Here is a 17,926-nt window from a genome sequence, read left to right as displayed (position 1 = left end):
TGAGGCATAGATTAGGGCTAATAAGCGCCGATTACGCAGCTAAGATCGTTTTTAGATCTTCTTCAACTGTCGTGATGCTACGCATATCAAATTTATCTTGAATGATAGCAAGCAGGTTATCAGTTAAGAACGCAGGCGCTGTCGGGCCTGTATAAATGCCTTTAACACCAAGAGCGAATAGTGTTAATAGGATAACAATCGCTTTTTGTTCAAACCAAGAAAGTACCAGCGTTAATGGAAGTTCGTTAATGCCACAATCAAACTCTTTTGCTAGTGCAAGTGCGAGTTGAATAGCTGAGTAAGCATCATTACATTGACCAACATCCAATAAACGCGGGATACCATTAATATCGCCAAATTGGTTTTTGTTGAAACGGTATTTACCACATGCAAGCGTCAAGATAACTGAATCTTCAGGTGCTTGAGCTGTGAAATCTGTGTAGTAGCTGCGTTCTGATTTGTCACCATCACAACCACCAACAAGGAAGAAATGGCTGATGTTGCCTTCTTTCACTTGTTCAACAACGGCAGGCGCCGCAGCCATTAGTGCATTACGACCAAATCCAACTGTGATCATTTGTTCGATTTCGTTATGTTTAAAACCTTCTTGCGCTAGTGCACAATCAACAACTGCTGTGAAATCATCACCTTCTAAATGAGCAACACCAGGCCAGCCTACGATGCTACGAGTAAATAGACGGTCTGCGTATTGACCTACATTTGGGTTTAATAGACAGTTTGATGTCATTACTATAGCACCAGGGAAGTTAGCAAATTCTTTTTGCTGGTTCTGCCATGCGCTGCCGTAGTTACCTACAAGGTGAGGGTATTTTTTAAGCTCAGGGTAAGAGTGAGCAGGAAGCATTTCACCGTTAGTATAAACGTTGATGCCTTTGCCTTCAGTTTGTTGTAGGATTTTTTCTAAGTCATGTAAATCGTGGCCAGAAACCAAGATACATTTACCTTCAATAGTTTTTACGTTTACTTGTGAAGGCTCTGGATGACCAAATGTTTTTGTTTCACCCGTATCTAACATCTCCATGATACGGTAGTTCATTAGACCAATCTTCATTGAACAATCTAATAACTCACCAAGATCGCTAGGATCAGTACCTAACCACGCCATAATTTCATGATATTCAGCAAATACAGCATCGTCAGTTTGACCAAGAACACGTGCGTGCTCCATGTAAGCGGCTGCGCCTTTTAAGCCGTAAAGACAAAGTAAACGTAAACCAATGACATCTTCATGTTGCGATTCGTGACCACGGTTAACCGCAGCTTGTGGTGCTAATGCGATAAGCTCTTCTGCATTGGTTGGTAAATCAAATAATGCGGCAGGAGAAAGCTCTGATAATTCGGTATTGCTAAGAAGAGCCGCAGCGCGAACTTGTTCTTCTAATTGCTTTTTGTAAGCGTGTGCTTGCAGTGCGAATTCGATAACACGCTCAGGGTCGAAGTTAACGTTAGTCAGTGTTGCGAAGAAGGCTTTTGGCGCCCATTGATCGATCTCATCAATCACAACGTTTACTTTACGGCCTTGCTCTGCCCAGAAAGAAACACCCTGTAATGCGTAAACTAAAATATCTTGTAAGTCAGATACTTCAGCTGTTTTACCACACATACCTTGTGCAAAAGAACAGCCTTTCGTTGTTGGTGTTTGAATTGTTTGTTCACATTGGATACAGAACATAGTTGGAACTCCAGTCATTGAATACATATTGTTCAAATCACGTCAGTTCAGTACGTTCTACCCTTGTGGAATAGATTGCTGAACTTATCTCGATTTGAATCGACATTGATGAGCTCTCTATTGCACAGGGTGTGCCAGTTTTAAGTTGTTGATTTTGTTAGTGTTAATTTGTTTTTGAAGTGGGTTTGATGTATTTATCACATCGAGTTTGCTGTAATAAATACATCAACGGGTCATATTTTATGAATTAGATATCCCGAATTTTTTTCCCATTCGGTATAAATTCCCTCTATCCATTTGTAAAAATTCGGCGGCTTTTGACCAAGTTCCGTTCGATTCAGATAAAGCGTGCTCAATTAACTGTTTTTGATAGCTTTCTACCAACTCACGCATTGGTTTGCTTTCTTTGGGTAGTAAGGTTGTTGTCGTTTTTACATCGTCAGAGTGTTCAACATCTCCTAAAAAGTGAGCTAGAGTAATGCTCGTATCGTTTTCTTGTATTGCACGAAGCCCTGCTCGCATTAATGTATGTTCAAGTTCTCGTACATTACCTAACCACGGACTATTCTCTAAATGAGTTAATGTACGTGGATGAATATGAAGGTTAGGTACGTTAAATTGGGTACGAACTTTATCTAATAAATAGCCCGCTAAAACAGAAATATCCCCGTCACGATCACGCAATGGAGGCACATTTATAGGGAATACATTTAAACGATGAAATAAGTCAGCTCTAAAGCGTCCTGCTTCTACTTCTTGCTCTAAATTTCGGTTAGTTGCGGCGATGATACGCACATTCACCATTACGTTTTTATCGGAGCCAACACGCTGAACTTCACCTTGTTGAATAACACGTAATAATTTGGCTTGAATTAATAAAGGTAATTCACCGATTTCATCTAAGAAGATCGTACCGTTATCCGCTAATTCAAACTTGCCCGCTCGATGGTTATTTGCACCAGTAAACGCGCCTTTGACATGGCCAAATAATTCACTTTCTGCGAGAGACTCTGGTAATGCTGCACAGTTTACATAAATCATTGCTTGGTCACTCCGAGAAGATTGCTCATGGACTGAGTGCGCAACTAATTCCTTACCCGAACCCGTTTCACCACTGATTAGTACTGCATAATTAGAATGTGCCACCATCTTGATATTATTACGTAATCGTTCAATTTGAGGACTAATCCCAATCAATTCACCTTTTTGATTTCGGGCTTGTTGGATTAAGGCTTGGTTTATCGATTTCTGTTGTTGGTTACTGTTTTTTAGTGTCTCAATTAAAGCTTTATTATGTAAGGTTGCTGCCGCTAATGCTGCGAAAGTTTCAATGGTTATGTTATCTATCTTTTTAAAGGCACCAACCTCTAATGCATCTAGGGTTAGTAAACCAACTAAAGTATCTTCGACATATAAACTACAACCTAAGCAGTCATGCACTTCAATATTGACATGTTCATCAACCAATAATAAGCCATCAAAGGGGTCTGGTAAGTCTGAGTTTGATTCGAATCGAACAGGATGTTTACTCTCTAGAATTGCTTGTAATCTCGGATGTACTTTTGGTGGAAAGCTACGGCCTAACACAGCGGCAGATAAGCCTTGAACAGCAACGGGTTTTAAGATCCCATCATGGTCTAATACAAACAATGCACTAGCATCACAGGGAAATACTTGATGAATAGAAGAGATCAAACGTTGGTAATGTAAATCACTTGATAAATTAGAGCTAAGATCCAATGCGATTTGAAGTAAGACTTTTTCGATAGAAGGTTTCATAATGCCTTTTTGTATCATGCGATGTTAAATTTACATCGCATGACTATAACACAGTTTTTAATCTGAGCTTGAACGGTAAGAAGAAACGTTATATTTCCCTTTCATCCTCAAAGCAACATTAACTAAAGCGATTAAGACTGGCACTTCGAGCAGAGGCCCAATAACCCCTGCAAAAGCTTGGTCAGAGTTCAAACCAAATACCGCAATAGAAACCGCAATCGCTAGTTCAAAGTTATTTCCCGTTGCTGTAAAAGCGATAGAGGCGTTCTTGTCATAAGGGATCCCCATCTTCTTACCGATAAAGAAACTAGTGAAGAACATTAGGACAAAATAGATAGCCAGTGGAATAGCAATGCGAACCACGTCCATTGGAAGCTCAAGGATCATCTCTCCTTTTAAGCTAAACATAAGAACAATTGTACCTAGTAGCGCAATCAAGGTGATTGGTGAGATTTTAGGGATGAAAACCGTGTTGTACCACTCTTCGCCTTTTTGAGAGACCAAGATTTTACGGCTTAAAAATCCAGCTAAGAATGGGATACCAAGATAAATCAGAACACTTTCAGCAATGTCCAGCATAGAGATATCAACCACCATGCTTTCATAACCAAATACCGGAGGAAGCACACTAATGAATAACCACGCCATAAAGCTGTATGTTACGATTTGAAACGCAGAGTTAATTGCAACTAAAGCCGCACCATACTCTTTATTACCGCCACCAATATCATTCCAAACTAATACCATGGCAATACAGCGAGCTAAACCGATTAAGATAATTCCAACCATATATCCTGGGTGATCACCTAAAAAGGTCAATGCCAGAATAAACATAAGAATAGGGCCAACAATCCAGTTCATTATAAGAGAGAGCGTAATGGCTTGTTTGTCTTTTACGACCGTGCCAAGTAAGTTGTAATTCACTTTTGCTAACGGTGGATACATCATTAAGATCAGACCGATAGCTAATGGAATATTGGTTGTACCGACCGACATGGATTCATTCCATTGTGCAACCTGAGGGAACTGAACCCCAAGTAATACGCCTATAGCCATGGCGATAAAAATCCACAGTGTTAAATATCTATCTAGAAAGCCCAGTTTAGGTTGCATAATCTCGCCTTAATTAATGGTGTAAATTTCAAATAAATTAATCGTACATCGTCGAAATTCGATTGGTATAATTAAAAATTATCACGAAGCTTCTTTATTACAAAGTTTAAAGTGACCAGTTCATTTAATAGTTAGGTCATTAAGCATTCGTGACAGTGTGTCGCTAATATTCGCGTTTTTTTAATCTAAAATACTTTGCGTCAGGTTTTCAAATTGACGAATGCACTCTCGGTTTATGCGATAGCACATTTTGGGTGGTATTGACTCAGCAGTAATAAACCCAGCTAATTTTAAAATACGTAAATGCTCAGAAACGGTTGATTGCGCCAAGCCTAATTCAGAGACTAGATCGCTGTTTAGGCAGCCTCCTGCTTTTTCTAGAGCAGATAGAATATGTAAAATTCGCACACGTGCAGGATGTGAAAGGGCTTTTGCTAATAGTGCAAATTCTTTCTCTTTTTGAAGATCTTGCTCTGTTGAGCTAAAAGTACAAACATCATTTACGTTACAAGTCATCGTTATTATCTTACCTTTTTACTGCTATGAAGATTAATCGTCGAATTGCGATTAACTATAGGCGGAGATAAGAAAGAGATCAAGCCCTGAATTCGACTTATGGAAAATAAACAATAAGTAAAGGCAGCAAAAAAAGAGTGAAGCGCATCAAAAAATCAAATCAATAGACAATAAACATTCACAAGTTTTCTACTTAGTGACCGATATAATTTATAGGCGGTTAATTATTCATCAAATGAAAGAGCAATGATAAGTGGTGTTTCTTCATATCAAAATGCAATGACATACAGTAAAGCTGTGCCTTCTACTGTCATGACTGCTAACCCAAGTGTGAAGGTATCTTCAATGGGAAATACGATATCGGTAAGTGATAACCAAGTCAGCTTATCAAGTGAAGGAAAGGCCTTATTGTATGCGCTTCAAGATATAGAAAAAGAAAGCCAACTAAACCGTGATTTAAACAAAGACATGGGGGACGACGTTGAGTCTTTTGCTCATGGTGCTTTAGGGATGGATCATCCAGATAAAATCGAAGAAGAAAATGACTCTTCTTATTCCGCTGGGCAATACTTGTCAGCAGCATTAACTGTAGGTGGGGTGTTATTGGCTCTGGTTTGATAATCTATTCTCGTTATTGTGTATTCTTATCTAAACTTAGGTTATCGTTAAGAAAATATACAATAGGTATGATTATGTTGGCTCGATTAGGAATAGCAATACAGGCGATATTAGCAATCTCAATTTTTTATTTGGGGTACACTATTTACTCGTTTACTAACTCAGTAAATACCATTGTCGATAGGTATCCTGAATTAATGACTGAGGTAAATAAAACGGCTGATAAATTGGAAATTGATCAATGGCTATTATTGGCTCAGCACATTGAAGATCTCACTCCTCAAATTTTAACCTTAGTCAGCGAAGTGAAAGATACGGTAAAGGATGTAAATCAGACCGTTGCTTCTGTTGATAATAAAATTCCACTTATTCTTGATGAAGTTAAGTCCATTCGTACAGAATCATTACCTGAAGTGATCACAGTAATGAATGCGGTTAATAAAGAAACTGTGCCTAATACTTTGGTTGAGTTGAAGAATTATCGTCAACAAGTTTTCCCTAAAGCTTTTGTTGAAAGTAAAGGGTACCGAGTAACAACCATTCCTGCTGTGATTAAAGAGTCAGAGAGATTGCGAAAAGAAGTGCCACCAATCATGGCAAAAGCCGATCAAATTATCGATAAGACAGAAGATCTTTCTCAGCAAGCGGCTCAAGGTGCCGTAAAAGGGGTAATAATGTCGCCGTTTAATTTATTGAGAGAAGCGGGAACAGAGATTCAATCTAAAGTTCAGCAGTAGATCTTGATGATTGAATCAAATACGTCAAAACGAATAACCTCCAATCGTTGAAATATAATATTGGGGGTTATTTTTATTGCTTCATTTCAATTTCAGTGGAGAACTTTACTGTTCTTAAAGAGACTGATGTGTGGAATTTTCGAATATTTAAATCAGTGTGAAGTACTCTTTCAACAAAGTGTTCATAGGCTGGGATATCTTTAACCACAATGATTAGCATAAAATCATAACTTCCTGAAATTTGATAGCATTGAGTTACTTCGGATGCTTTAAGTATCGATTGGCGGAAAATGTTGTATATATCGGCCCTGTCTCTTTCCATTTCAACTGATACGACGAGTGTTAATTTATTTCCTGCAAGCTCTGGATTGATGATTGCTACATCGCCAATGATCACATTATTATCTCGTAATCTTTTAATTCGTTTTAAACAGGCAGGAGCTGATAATCCAACAATATCAGCAAGTTCTATGTTTGGTGTTCGATTATTCTTTTGTAACTGCATTAAAATATGACGGTCAATCCTATCTAGTTCCATAATTTCTTAAATCCATTTTATACATGTCTTATATTTTCCATATTAGAGTAAATAAGAAATATAAGGTAGCTATTTGGTGTCTTTTTGAAATCCTGTTCACGTTTATAAGGGTAGAATAGTGGAATGACTTTTTGGCAACATATGGAATGTGACATGACAATAGTACGACACTTTTTTGCAGAGCTTTTTCGAGAGATTATTAATGTAACTTTAACGTTATTTAAAATCATGATCCCAATTATTCTTATAATTAAAGTTGTAGAGGAGATGGGAGGCATTATTATCCTTAGTAACGTGCTAAGTCCATTAATGGAAACCGTAGGTCTACCAAAAGAAATGGGATTGGTGTGGGCAACAACTTTACTAACTAATATCTATGGCGGGCTAATTGTTTTTATTAATACAGATATGCCATTGAGTGTTGCTCAAGTCTCCATATTAGGCAGTATGATGCTCTTAGCGCATTCATTACCAATTGAAGCAGCGATAGCGAAAAAAGCAGGAGTAAACTTATCCGTTACGTTATTAATTAGAGTTGGTGGGAGTTTTGTGCTTGCGTGGTTGCTTCATCAAACCTATCAAACAGGAGATTACCTTAACCAACCGGCGGTGACGCTGTGGCAACCAGAAGCCGTGATGGATACGAGTTATCTTGCTTGGGGAGTGAGTCAGCTTAAAAGCTTTATGGTTATGTTTGGCGTCATATCAGCATTGTTATTTACATTAAAAATCCTAAAATTATTAGGAATTGAAAAGCTGATGGCAATTTTACTTAAGCCTTTCTTGAAAATTCTTGGGGTCAGCAAAGAGGCGACCAATTTAACCATTATTGGTATTACATTAGGATTATCATTTGGTGGTGGGCTATTGATTAATGAGGCTAAAACAGGGCACATACCAGCAAGAGATGTTTTTACTGCCATTATGCTACTCAATTTGCTTCATAGTTTGATAGAAGATACCTTGTTGATCTTACTTATTGGTGCTGATTTTAATACTATTTTTTGGGGCCGTTTGGTGTTTTCTGTTGTAGTGATTTCGGTAATTTCTAGTTTGGTAAGAAGAGTAAGCCCACAGATATGTGAAAAGTATCTCTATCATAGTGTTATTTCTGTGAAGGAGTAATCTCTTATAAAGCATATAACTAAGATTGTATGGGGCTTCTTGATTTAATTGATTTCATTTTGGATTGTTTAGTATGAGCGTTTGATATTAGATAATTGACCAACCTATAACAAGGAGCTTCGCAATCTTACCCTGAATAGTGAGTAAGTCACATTTAACGTTTATGTTTACTATTAATACGATTGAAAATTAAGCACTCTTAAAATAAATAACCTACGCTTATTGTTATTGTTGATTCATAAGGGTTTTAAATATGAATAAGTGGGTTGTCGTTTATTTTGCTTTTTTATTTAGTGGTTTTCTTTCTGCTGAAGAGTCAAATCAGTTTGAGATTGGAAAACAAAAAGCCAAAGTATGCATGACTTGTCATGGTGCTGATGGCATTGCATTGATTGATCCCTACCCAAACCTACGAGGCCAGCGTGCTTCTTACCTTGTGTCTGCACTAAAAGATTATAAATCCCGCGAGAGAACGAGTGGGTTAGCGATTCTAATGCAGCAGCAAGCAGATACTTTATCCAATCAAGATATGAAAGATATTGCCTACTATTACTCGATGTTAGGTTCTGAGTCTCAAGATAAAATGGAGTAAAGGCGATGACAGATATCAGGGATTACGATACAAAAGTTGTACGCTATTTTATTATTGCCGCGGTTATTTGGGCGGTTATTGGCATGAGCGTTGGTGTCATGCTCGCCGCCCAGCTTTATTGGCCATCACTCAATTTTGATTCACAATATTTTCAGTTTGGACGGTTGAGACCACTGCATACCTCGGGGGTTATTTTTGGTTTCGTCGTCAATATATTAATGGGGACCTCGCTGTATATTGTTCAACGAACAAGTAAGATTGAGTTATTTAATAAAAGCCTGTCTTGGATGGTGTTCTGGGGATGGCAGTTTATTTTAATTCTCGCCTTGATAACCCTGCCATTAGGATATACAACGACGAAAGAATACGCAGAGTTAGAGTGGCCAATTGATATATTAATCGCCTTAGTTTGGGTGCTTTATGCGGTCCTGTTCTTCGGTACTATTGCGAAACGAACCGTCAGCCATATCTTTGTCGCCAATTGGTTTTTCGGGGCATTTATTCTCGTTATCGCGATGATTTTCATTATTAATAATTTGGCATTACCCGTGTCGATGTGGAAATCTTATTCTGTCTATGCAGGTGCGCAAGATGCCATTGTTCAGTGGTGGTGGGGTCACAATGCAGTAGGTTTCTTGTTAACAGCGGGCATTATTGCCATGAACTACTACTTCATTCCTAAAGTGTCAGAACGTCCTATTTATTCCTACCGTTTATCTATCATTCATTTTTGGGGATTAGTGGGCTTTTATACATGGGCAGGAACGCATCATCTGATCTATTCCTCAGTACCAGAGTGGGTGCAAAATATTGGTATCGTGATGTCGCTGATTTTGTGGATCCCATCATGGGCAGGCGCATTTAATAGTGCGATGACCTTACTTTCTAACAAAGCAAAACTGAAAAAAGACTACATTATGTTGTTCTTTTTCTCGGCCATTCTTTATTACTGTCTCGCGACGTTTGAGGGGCCATTATTGGCGATTCGTTGGTTTAACATGGTTGCTCATAATACCGAATGGATCATTGGTCATGTACATTCTGCTGCCTTAGGGTGGGTTGGTATGTCTGCCATTGCTGTATTTTATTACTTTATTCCTCGTTTATGGGGAAAAGAAGATTTGTGGTCACTCCGTCTACTAAAATGGCATTTCTGGTTCGCTCATATTGGGGTTGCTCTTTATGCGATAGCCCTTTGGGTTGCAGGGATCGGTGAAGGGTACATGTGGCTTACCCAGCTAGATAATGGCTCACTCGCTTACAGTTTTGTGGAAGCGATGGACTTTAAAGCGCCGTGGTTGTTTGTTCGATTCCTTGGTGGTGTGTTCTTTGTCGTCGGTTTATTAATGATGGTCTTTAATCTGTATAAAACGGTTACCTCAAATTCGGTTCCCACAACAGCAATGGAGGGTAAATCATGATCTTAAGTAAAGACTTTACCCAATCGGTGTTCATTTTAATTCTTTCAACGGTTATTGTTGCGTCTTTTTCGCTATTAGTTTGGGTTGTGCCTAATGTATTTATGGCTTCTGATTTAAAGAAAATATCCTTGGCTAAACCACTGACGGCGATTGAACTTGCAGGACGAGATATTTATATCAGTGAAGGGTGTCATGTTTGTCATACTCAAATGGTGCGTCCGTTAGAAGCAGAAATACTGCGTAATGGCCGTGCCAATAAAGAAGCTGATGATATTTATGAGTTTCCAAATTTATGGGGCTCAAAACGTACCGGTCCTGATTTGACGAACATGGGACGTAAGTATTCCGATCAATGGCATGTGATTCATTTAATGGACCCTCGTAATGTGGTGCCAACCTCTATCATGCCAAGCTATCCATGGTTGTTTGAACAAACACTCGATGGAGAGGCCATTTCTGACAAAATGCGAGCGTTACGTACGCTTGGTGTACCTTATACGGACGCAGACATTGATGGAGCTCGACTTCAAGTCATTGGGAAAACTCAAGGTGAAGCGTTGATCCGTTACTTGCAGAGCTTGGGTGTTGATACCATGCAAGATCAGGGAGAATAATTATGACTGGATTTTGGAACGTATGGGTCATTAGTCTTACTGTTATCTTCTTAGCGCTAATGGTCTATGTGGTGATTAAATATTGGCGTACCAATCACCTTGCCGATAAAGACAAAACGATTGATTCATTTGATGATATTGATGAAAACGACGGACCACCGCCACGCATTATGTTTGTGGGCTACTTTGTCGCTTTTGCTTGCTCTTTGGTTTTCCTCGTTTTATATCCGGGGCTGGGTAACTGGCAAGGGCTGTTAGAGTGGCAGCAAAGTGATGATACGGTTCAGGATCACAATAAGTCTTTGGATGAACAAATAGCTCAATTAGGTGAGGCTGATTTAACGGTACTCGCTGCCGAACCAAACATTGTGGCTTCCGGTAAAGGGCTATTTCAAACTCATTGTGCGGCGTGTCACCGAGCGAATGGACAAGGTCAAAAGCACTTCCCTAATTTAATTGATAATGTGTGGTTATATGGCGGTTCTGATGATGCCATTTTGCATTCGATTCAAAAGGGGCGTTATGGAGCAATGGCCGGGTGGATAAATATTCTTCCTAAAGAGGATATTCAAAACATCTCTTATTATCTGGCTTCTTTACAGCAGCGCCCACTTAATGCCCCTTCATTAAAGATAGATCTTGGTAAAACAGCCTTTATGAAAAGTTGCATTGCGTGTCATGGAGTGGATGCAAAAGGAAACCAAGCGATTGGGGCACCAAATTTATCTGATAATGTGTGGTTGCATGGAGGAAGCATTGAAGAAATACAGCACACCATTAATTATGGTTTGAATAACATCATGCCTGCGTTTGAAGAGCAACTCAGTGATAACGATATCCTAGCGTTAGGGGCTTTTATTACTGCTCAACGTGTGGCTTATGATGAAAAAATGGCCGCTATTCCACAAGAGGAATTAACACAAGGCGAATACCTTGCTTATGCAGGGGATTGTGTGGCTTGTCATAGTGCTGAAGGAGGTGAGCCATTTGCAGGTGGGTTGCCTTTTGTTACCCCATTTGGAACTGTGTATTCAACCAATATTACGCCTCATTACACAGAAGGGATTGGTGATTACAGTTATGAAGAATTCAAAGCGGCCCTTTATGATGGTAAAGGAAAACATGGCTACCTGTACCCTGCAATGCCTTATACGTCTTATCAATATGTGACAGAAGAAGATGTAAAAATACTGTGGGATTATTTGCAATCAATACCTGCGGTTTCACGTCGTAATGATGAAAATAGCATGATGTTCCCGTCAAATATTCGATTAGGGTTGTTAGGTTGGAATATCGTATTTATGGACAGGGACCCTCTTGATTTAACCAGCAACATACCAGAAGGGTCCACAAAAGAAGAGGCGGATATTTGGGCTCGTGGTAAGTATTTAGTCGCGGGGCTTGGGCATTGTTCGGAGTGTCATACGCCACGTAATATTGCTCAGGCATTAGAAACGGATAAGATCTTCCAAGGTAATATTATTGATGGTTGGAATGCGCCAGATATTTCATCTCGTGAGTTATATCAAGACCGCTGGGATATTAAATCACTGACTGATTTCTTACATACAGGGCATTCAGATAAGGGTTCTGCTTTTGGTGGTATGGCTGATGTGATTAAGAACAGCACAAGCTTTATGACGCGTGAAGATGTGGAAGCAATGGCGACGTATCTATTGGTGGGGGATGAAAATAATACCATTCCGCCAAATACGAAGCAGTTGCAACCGACAGGATTCACAGAAGAAGCCAAACAATCTGATATGTATTCTTTATTTGTATCAACCTGTGGCGCATGCCATGGTGAAGACGGTAAAGGGCGAGACCCTATTGCTCCGACGTTGTTAAATAACGGTATTATCATGCACCGAGACCCATACAATACCATTGCGGTGGTCATTCGAGGGTTAGAACCAAGCTACCTTAATGAAGACAGAAATTTTATGCCAATGGTGAGCTTCCAAAATATATTAACGGATACACAGTTGTCTGAATTGATTTCGTTTATTCGAGATTACCTTGGAGACCGAACTGAGGTGGTGACGACAGAAGATGTAAAAACGGTACGAGAGAAGCTTCAAAAAGCAGGTTATGCGGGCAATTTCCATACTACGCCTGACATGTACGATAAACGAGATCGTAATATCAATGTCGATTAATTCAGATTTGTGAACATAAACGCTGATGTAATAAAAAGCCGATCATATGCTCGGCTTTAGTTATATAAATTTACAGCTTACCAACGGTAGCCCAGATTGCAGATAGCGTGTCTTGACCAAAGGCGATGCTTCGCTCTGGAGACCAACCATACAGCTCATCAGCGTGGCTAATGTGATCTTTAAATGGCATCTCAACAGTATAAGATAGACATTTGAATTGCTCACCAACCCAGTTAGAACCAACGGTTAAGTTTGCAGTACCTGGCTCATCTTTGTCGTAGCCAATCTCGTCTTGAAACTCAGGAGTAATCGTTAGTAGCGCTTGTTTAAAGGTATTCTCTAACTCAGCAATGCGCTCATTGTAAGAAGGAAGGCCTTCACTGCCTGCAACAAAGTTGTATGGAATGGCCTCATCGCCGTGAATGTCTAAGAACATATCAACGCCGGTTGCTAGCATACGCTCACGAACAAGGAATACTTCAGGGGATCTTTCCATTGATGGTGTTTGCCATTCACGGTTTAAGTTCACGCCAATCGCATTGGTACGTAAATGACCACGGATACTGCCATCAGGGTTCATGTTAGGGACAATATGGAAAACAGCGGTATCAAGTAGGGCACGGCCAACCGTATCGGTTTCATCTAATAGGCGTAATAATAAGCCTTCAATGAACCATTCTGCCATTGTCTCACCCGGGTGCTGACGACCAGTGATCCAGATGTTTTTCTTACCTTCCGCAGGCTCACCAATCGTTAGAATACTGATGTCATTGTTATCTAATGTCACACCAAGCGTTTCTAACTGGCAGCTGTGGTGCGTCTGTGCACCGTGAAGTAGGTCTTGGTGACGGTCGTACGAGTAAGGTGCAAAGTAAGCGAAATACATTGAACGGTACTCTGGTATTACATTAAAGCTAAGCGTATCGCCATCAAATTCAGTTGGAATACGGAACCATTCTTCACGGTCATAAGAAGCAACCACATCGTAATCTTGCCAACCTTCAGGATAAGCAGATTTAGCCAACCCTAAAATTTTAAATGAATGCTGCTGTTGAGGTTGGCTTTCTAAACGAAAGTGAAACCATTGAGAGATCTCAGTTTGGTTATCTGCAGGAATAGTTAACTGAATATCATCAGGCGTATTCGCTGCAACGACATGAATGTTACCACTTTCAAAATTACTGAATATTTTCATTTATATACCACTTAAATTATAAATTTTATGATGATTATCGTTATCGCTTTACAGAATTAGCTTAACGCTTCATTCAATACTTTCGTTAGACGACCAACGGCTTCAACTAACTCTTCTGGGTTTGCATTAGTAAAGTTTAAACGCAGTGCAGAGGGGGCGCCTTCTGGTTTTGGATAAAATACAGGGCTTGGTACTACAGCAACACCGTTAGCAATTAACGTTTTAGCCAGAGCGAAAGTGTCGCAATCAGGTAGAGATAACCAAATAAACATGCCGCCATCAACAGGGTTTAGCACGCAAGTTTCAGGTAATTGTTTTTTCAGTTCTGCGAATAACACATCATAACGCGTTTTATACAGCGCTTGAATTTGTTCCATGTGCAGACCAAAATCAGCGTGTTTTAATAAACCAACCAGTAGAGCTTGCATTGGTACGCTTGAATGTAGATCTGCGCCTTGTTTTACTTTAATCAGAGGTTCTAAATAGCTTTTCTTGCCTGTTACTGCGCCAATACGTAAACCCGGAGAAGCAATTTTTGAGAATGAACGTAGCACGATAGAATCGTCAGGGCAAAAAGTGGAAACCATTGGCAGCGCTTCACCGGTAAAGCGCAGTTCACGATATGGCGCATCTTCAATGAAAGCGACTTTGTATTTAATGCACAACTCAGCCACTTTTTTGCGTGTTTCTAATGACCAACATACGCCTGTAGGGTTGTGGAAATCAGGCACGGCATAGAACATTTTTGGTGAATCTTGAATAAAGCATTGCTCTAGTTCTTCAAGATTAGGACCAAAATCTGTTTGAGATACGGTTGCAATATTGGCTTGAACCAAACCAAATACTTGCATAGCACCAAGGTAGCTCGGCGCTTCCATTACTACGGTATCATTTGGGTTAATGTAAGCTCGCGCAATAAGATCTAACCCTTGCTGAGAGCCAGTACAGATCATTGGCATATGCGTTTCTGGTAATTGGTACATTTCTGTCAGTAGCTCTAACAGAGGGCCGTAACCTGCGGTTGCACCGTATTGAAAGACTTCTGGCATATCAGACAGGCTTTCTAATGTTGGCTTCATTAAATCAATTGGGAACGTTTTCTCATCAGGTAATCCACCTGCGAGAGAGATAACATTCTTGTCCGTTGCTGCCGCTAAGATCTCTCTGATATAAGAAGATTGGATCTGTTGCAGTGAGTGAGCTATTTCCATATGTGTTCCCATCATTATCTTATTTATTTTATCCTTTGATAGTACAAGGCGTTGCACAACTATGTTTGTCCGTTTATGCTTATAAATATGTCCATTTATGCTATTTTGAGTTTATGAGCCAACAACACATATCAAGAATCAATGATGTTCTGTTTTATATACATAAAGACATCAGCAAAGAGCTTACGGCAAAAGAGCTTTCTGAGGTAGCTGCGTATTCAGAGCAGCATTTTCATCGTATCTTTAAACAAGTGGTGGGAGAGTCTATTCATCAGTATATTCGCCGAACTCGCATGGAATATGCAGCGAATCAGCTTATGTTTGATACAAAATCAACCGTATTAGACATTGCTAATACCTGTGGCTTTAGTTCGCTCTCTTCTTTTAGTCGTGCATTTAAGTCGACTTTTGATATGTCTCCGGGGGAATGGCGCAAGCATGATTTACAGATATCAGATAAACCGTATTTGAAAGATCCTGAAGTTGCGGCAGGGTATTTAAGCGTGGCTGATAGAGTGTTGCCTCAACCAAAAATTACAGAGGTACCAGAGCTGTTGGCGGCTTATGTGAGGCATGATGGCTATAACCGCTCTATCCGAAATGCGTGGTTGGTATTAAAAGCGTGGGCAAATACCGAGAATCGAGATTTCTCTACTCAATTTGGTTTACACCATTCAAATCCTGCATGGGTTGAGCTTAATAAGTGTCGTTATGTAGCGTGTATTGCGATTGATAAACCATTGAAATACCGTGGTGTGGTAAATCAAATGGTGATCCCTGGTGGGTTACATGCGGTGTTTCGACTTCATGGTGTTTATGGGCAATTACTGCCACAAATCAGTACGGTATTAGAGAAATGGTTGCCGGCGTCAGGCTTTAAATTAAGATCGACACCGGCGTATGTGCGTTACCACAAAAACCACTTTTTAAATGAAACCGAAGAATTTGAATTGGATTTTTATCTTCCAATTAGCTTTTATTAGTAAGATTCGGTTTATTTGGCTTCTTCATTTTTATGTTAGCAATCATGATAGAGAAAATGACCAATATCAACGCGCACTTTTGACCGCTAGAAATAGGCTCATGATAAATCCATATTGCTAAGGCGAGATGCAAAGTCGGTTCAATATATTGAAGTAAGCTTATCTTGCTTAATGGTGTTTTGAGAATGGAAATACTCAATAATAAAATAGGGATAAGTTGCAATGGTGCAGCTCCAATTAAGGTCGCCCAGTTAAGTGCAGAAAGTCCATCAGAGTGAGTGATGATGTACCACAAAGCGATAGGTGCAAAAAGAATGTGCTCAAAGAAAACAGCACCAAAGGTATTTAATTTTATTAGTTTTTTGATGGCAATATAGCTCGCAAATGAGAGTGAAATAGCCAAACTTAACACAGGCAATTGTTGGTCTAAATACACATAACTCACAATGGCTAATACCATCAGAAATAGGGCAATTTTTTGTGGTGATTTTAGCTCTTCTTTAAAAAAGACAAAACCCATAAAAAACACAAAAACAGGCGTAATATAAAAGGCTAATGACGCTGCCATTATGTTATTGGTGATGGTTGCGTATACAAATCCTAACCACGATAAATTCATCATGATCCCTGCCATAAACGCAATAGAAATATTTCTAGCCGTACATTGTTTTTTGTTTATTAAGTTGGGCTTAAAGCAAAAAACAGTAATTAGAATCACCGCCGACCAAAAGATACGATTAGATAAAATTAATGCAGGGCTGAAGCCTTCCAGTTGATGGAAGTAAACAGGAACTAATCCCCATATAATAAAAGCCAAAGCCCCAAAAAATGTATACATAACGAACCTTTTAATAATCTACATCAACACGACAGTAGTGCGCTATCTGAATGGTGTCGATTCTATGCCCTTCTTTGATGTTTTGCTATTAAGTAATGCATCCCATATGATGAAAGTAATTATTTAAAAGGAATTAAATTATGTCAGAGGAAAAAGCGATACTTTATTACGTTTACGACCCAATGTGCTCATGGTGTTGGGGCTATAAACCAGTATGGAATAAGGTTAAACAAGCCGTTTCTAGCGACGTCGATATTGTTTATGTTCTTGGTGGGTTAGCGCCTGACTCCGAAGAGCCTATGTCGCAAGAGATGCAGGTTCAAATTGCGTCATATTGGCAAAAAATAGAAAACTACTTAGGCACTTCTTTTAATCATGACTTTTGGGAGAAGAATACCCCTCGTCGCTCAACGTATCCGTCTTGTCGTGCCATTCTTGCTGCGCGAGCTCAAGGTGCTGAATTAGCAATGCTTGAGGCAATTCAAACCGCTTATTATTTAAAAGCGATGAACCCGAGTGACAATGACGTATTGCTCGGCTGTGCGAGAGACATTGGTTTAGATATGGTGAAATTTGAGTTGGATTTATTATCTCCAGAGACGCACCAAGCATTGTTAGATGAAATTGCATTTTCTCGCTCAATTGGTCGAAGCGGTTTCCCCTCTTTATTTTTTAAAACAGAGGATGAGTTGATTGAGTTCCCTATTGATTACGAAAAATCAGAAGGGACCGTTGCACTGTTAAAAAGTCGTCTATATTAATAAGTAATTAATGCATTTTACTCCGAATGGATA

Annotated in this window: 17 protein-coding genes; 9 read left to right on the top strand and 8 right to left on the bottom strand. The window is 39.5% G+C overall.

Going from position 1 to position 17,926, the window contains the following annotated elements:
- Positions 1–31 precede the first annotated feature (31 nt).
- The 4 genes from hcp to PVK70_RS00600 all read right to left on the bottom strand — a co-directional run bounded on the left by hcp (position 32) and on the right by PVK70_RS00600 (position 5,101).
- Complete coding sequence (hcp, locus tag PVK70_RS00615) at positions 32–1,693, bottom strand: hydroxylamine reductase (protein ID WP_130046658.1); 1,662 nt, start codon at positions 1,691–1,693, stop codon at positions 32–34.
- Between the two features lie 240 nt (positions 1,694–1,933).
- Positions 1,934–3,472 (bottom strand): nitric oxide reductase transcriptional regulator NorR, encoded by a 1,539-nt coding sequence (norR, locus tag PVK70_RS00610; protein ID WP_130046657.1) that lies wholly within the window; start codon positions 3,470–3,472, stop codon positions 1,934–1,936.
- Positions 3,473–3,529: 57 nt separating this feature from the next.
- Positions 3,530–4,585: an ACR3 family arsenite efflux transporter gene (gene arsB / locus PVK70_RS00605; RefSeq protein WP_130066342.1), complete on the bottom strand. Its 1,056-nt coding sequence runs from the start codon at positions 4,583–4,585 to the stop codon at positions 3,530–3,532.
- Between the two features lie 180 nt (positions 4,586–4,765).
- The gene (locus PVK70_RS00600) at positions 4,766–5,101 is read right to left on the bottom strand and encodes an ArsR/SmtB family transcription factor (RefSeq protein ID WP_130046655.1); all 336 of its coding nucleotides are present in this window, start codon (positions 5,099–5,101) and stop codon (positions 4,766–4,768) included.
- Positions 5,102–5,413: 312 nt separating this feature from the next.
- On the opposite strand from PVK70_RS00600, the gene PVK70_RS00595 reads away from it, so the two are divergent.
- Positions 5,414–5,719: a hypothetical protein gene (locus PVK70_RS00595; RefSeq protein ID WP_242504726.1), complete on the top strand. Its 306-nt coding sequence runs from the start codon at positions 5,414–5,416 to the stop codon at positions 5,717–5,719.
- 74 nt (positions 5,720–5,793) lie between these two features.
- Entirely contained in the window at positions 5,794–6,456 is a 663-nt protein-coding gene (locus PVK70_RS00590) for a hypothetical protein (RefSeq protein ID WP_207216385.1), read from the top strand.
- 73 nt (positions 6,457–6,529) lie between these two features.
- On the opposite strand, the gene PVK70_RS00585 is transcribed toward PVK70_RS00590, so the two are convergent.
- Positions 6,530–6,994: an Lrp/AsnC family transcriptional regulator gene (locus tag PVK70_RS00585; protein WP_130046653.1), complete on the bottom strand. Its 465-nt coding sequence runs from the start codon at positions 6,992–6,994 to the stop codon at positions 6,530–6,532.
- A 153-nt stretch (positions 6,995–7,147) separates the two neighbouring features.
- On the opposite strand from PVK70_RS00585, the gene PVK70_RS00580 reads away from it, so the two are divergent.
- The 5 genes from PVK70_RS00580 to PVK70_RS00560 all read left to right on the top strand — a co-directional run bounded on the left by PVK70_RS00580 (position 7,148) and on the right by PVK70_RS00560 (position 12,905).
- Positions 7,148–8,119, top strand: coding sequence for a hypothetical protein (locus PVK70_RS00580; RefSeq protein WP_130046652.1), 972 nt, complete (start codon positions 7,148–7,150; stop codon positions 8,117–8,119).
- A 253-nt stretch (positions 8,120–8,372) separates the two neighbouring features.
- On the top strand, positions 8,373–8,711 hold the full coding sequence (locus PVK70_RS00575; RefSeq protein WP_130046651.1) for a c-type cytochrome: 339 nt from the start codon (positions 8,373–8,375) through the stop codon (positions 8,709–8,711).
- Between the two features lie 5 nt (positions 8,712–8,716).
- A complete protein-coding gene (gene ccoN, locus PVK70_RS00570) occupies positions 8,717–10,132 on the top strand; it encodes a cytochrome-c oxidase, cbb3-type subunit I (RefSeq protein WP_065592749.1) in 1,416 nt (471 codons plus the stop codon).
- On the top strand, positions 10,132–10,746 hold the full coding sequence (ccoO, locus tag PVK70_RS00565; protein ID WP_130046809.1) for a cytochrome-c oxidase, cbb3-type subunit II: 615 nt from the start codon (positions 10,132–10,134) through the stop codon (positions 10,744–10,746). Before ccoN ends, ccoO begins: the two co-directional genes overlap by 1 nt.
- A 2-nt stretch (positions 10,747–10,748) precedes the next feature.
- Entirely contained in the window at positions 10,749–12,905 is a 2,157-nt protein-coding gene (locus PVK70_RS00560; protein ID WP_130046649.1) for a c-type cytochrome, read from the top strand.
- A 70-nt stretch (positions 12,906–12,975) separates the two neighbouring features.
- Here the strand turns inward: PVK70_RS00560 and PVK70_RS00555 are convergent, their stop codons facing one another.
- Together PVK70_RS00555 and PVK70_RS00550 are read right to left on the bottom strand one after the other, a co-directional pair.
- Complete coding sequence (locus PVK70_RS00555; RefSeq protein ID WP_130046648.1) at positions 12,976–14,100, bottom strand: M14 family metallopeptidase; 1,125 nt, start codon at positions 14,098–14,100, stop codon at positions 12,976–12,978.
- A gap of 56 nt (positions 14,101–14,156) precedes the next feature.
- Positions 14,157–15,311, bottom strand: coding sequence for an aminotransferase-like domain-containing protein (locus PVK70_RS00550; protein ID WP_130046647.1), 1,155 nt, complete (start codon positions 15,309–15,311; stop codon positions 14,157–14,159).
- Positions 15,312–15,424: 113 nt separating this feature from the next.
- Here PVK70_RS00550 and PVK70_RS00545 point away from each other — a divergent pair, with 113 nt between their 5' ends.
- Complete coding sequence (locus PVK70_RS00545; RefSeq protein WP_130046646.1) at positions 15,425–16,294, top strand: AraC family transcriptional regulator; 870 nt, start codon at positions 15,425–15,427, stop codon at positions 16,292–16,294.
- Here PVK70_RS00545 and PVK70_RS00540 read toward each other — a convergent pair.
- Positions 16,281–17,132, bottom strand: coding sequence for an EamA family transporter (locus PVK70_RS00540; RefSeq protein WP_130046645.1), 852 nt, complete (start codon positions 17,130–17,132; stop codon positions 16,281–16,283). The two genes, PVK70_RS00545 and PVK70_RS00540, sit on opposite strands and share 14 nt — an antisense overlap.
- 140 nt (positions 17,133–17,272) lie before the next feature.
- On the opposite strand from PVK70_RS00540, the gene PVK70_RS00535 reads away from it, so the two are divergent.
- Positions 17,273–17,893, top strand: a complete 621-nt coding sequence (locus PVK70_RS00535) for a DsbA family protein (protein WP_130046644.1) — start codon at positions 17,273–17,275, stop codon at positions 17,891–17,893.
- Positions 17,894–17,926 lie beyond the last annotated feature (33 nt).

Source organism: Aliivibrio sp. A6, assembly GCF_028765505.1.
Taxonomy (GTDB): Bacteria; Pseudomonadota; Gammaproteobacteria; order Enterobacterales; family Vibrionaceae; genus Aliivibrio; species Aliivibrio finisterrensis_A.
This window is presented reverse-complemented; position numbering and strand designations above follow the sequence as displayed.

What these genes read in the sequence shown, in the direction of transcription:
- hcp (WP_130046658.1), bottom strand. Translation starts at nt 1,693, where the DNA reads ATGTTCTGTATCCAATGTGAACAAACAATTCAAACACCAACAACGAAA.
- norR (WP_130046657.1), bottom strand. Translation starts at nt 3,472, where the DNA reads ATGAAACCTTCTATCGAAAAAGTCTTACTTCAAATCGCATTGGATCTT.
- arsB (WP_130066342.1), bottom strand. Translation starts at nt 4,585, where the DNA reads ATGCAACCTAAACTGGGCTTTCTAGATAGATATTTAACACTGTGGATT.
- PVK70_RS00600 (WP_130046655.1), bottom strand. Translation starts at nt 5,101, where the DNA reads ATGACTTGTAACGTAAATGATGTTTGTACTTTTAGCTCAACAGAGCAA.
- PVK70_RS00595 (WP_242504726.1), top strand. Translation starts at nt 5,414, where the DNA reads ATGACTGCTAACCCAAGTGTGAAGGTATCTTCAATGGGAAATACGATA.
- PVK70_RS00590 (WP_207216385.1), top strand. Translation starts at nt 5,794, where the DNA reads ATGTTGGCTCGATTAGGAATAGCAATACAGGCGATATTAGCAATCTCA.
- PVK70_RS00585 (WP_130046653.1), bottom strand. Translation starts at nt 6,994, where the DNA reads ATGGAACTAGATAGGATTGACCGTCATATTTTAATGCAGTTACAAAAG.
- PVK70_RS00580 (WP_130046652.1), top strand. Translation starts at nt 7,148, where the DNA reads ATGACAATAGTACGACACTTTTTTGCAGAGCTTTTTCGAGAGATTATT.
- PVK70_RS00575 (WP_130046651.1), top strand. Translation starts at nt 8,373, where the DNA reads ATGAATAAGTGGGTTGTCGTTTATTTTGCTTTTTTATTTAGTGGTTTT.
- ccoN (WP_065592749.1), top strand. Translation starts at nt 8,717, where the DNA reads ATGACAGATATCAGGGATTACGATACAAAAGTTGTACGCTATTTTATT.
- PVK70_RS00560 (WP_130046649.1), top strand. Translation starts at nt 10,749, where the DNA reads ATGACTGGATTTTGGAACGTATGGGTCATTAGTCTTACTGTTATCTTC.
- PVK70_RS00555 (WP_130046648.1), bottom strand. Translation starts at nt 14,100, where the DNA reads ATGAAAATATTCAGTAATTTTGAAAGTGGTAACATTCATGTCGTTGCA.
- PVK70_RS00550 (WP_130046647.1), bottom strand. Translation starts at nt 15,311, where the DNA reads ATGGAAATAGCTCACTCACTGCAACAGATCCAATCTTCTTATATCAGA.
- PVK70_RS00545 (WP_130046646.1), top strand. Translation starts at nt 15,425, where the DNA reads ATGAGCCAACAACACATATCAAGAATCAATGATGTTCTGTTTTATATA.
- PVK70_RS00540 (WP_130046645.1), bottom strand. Translation starts at nt 17,132, where the DNA reads ATGTATACATTTTTTGGGGCTTTGGCTTTTATTATATGGGGATTAGTT.
- PVK70_RS00535 (WP_130046644.1), top strand. Translation starts at nt 17,273, where the DNA reads ATGTCAGAGGAAAAAGCGATACTTTATTACGTTTACGACCCAATGTGC.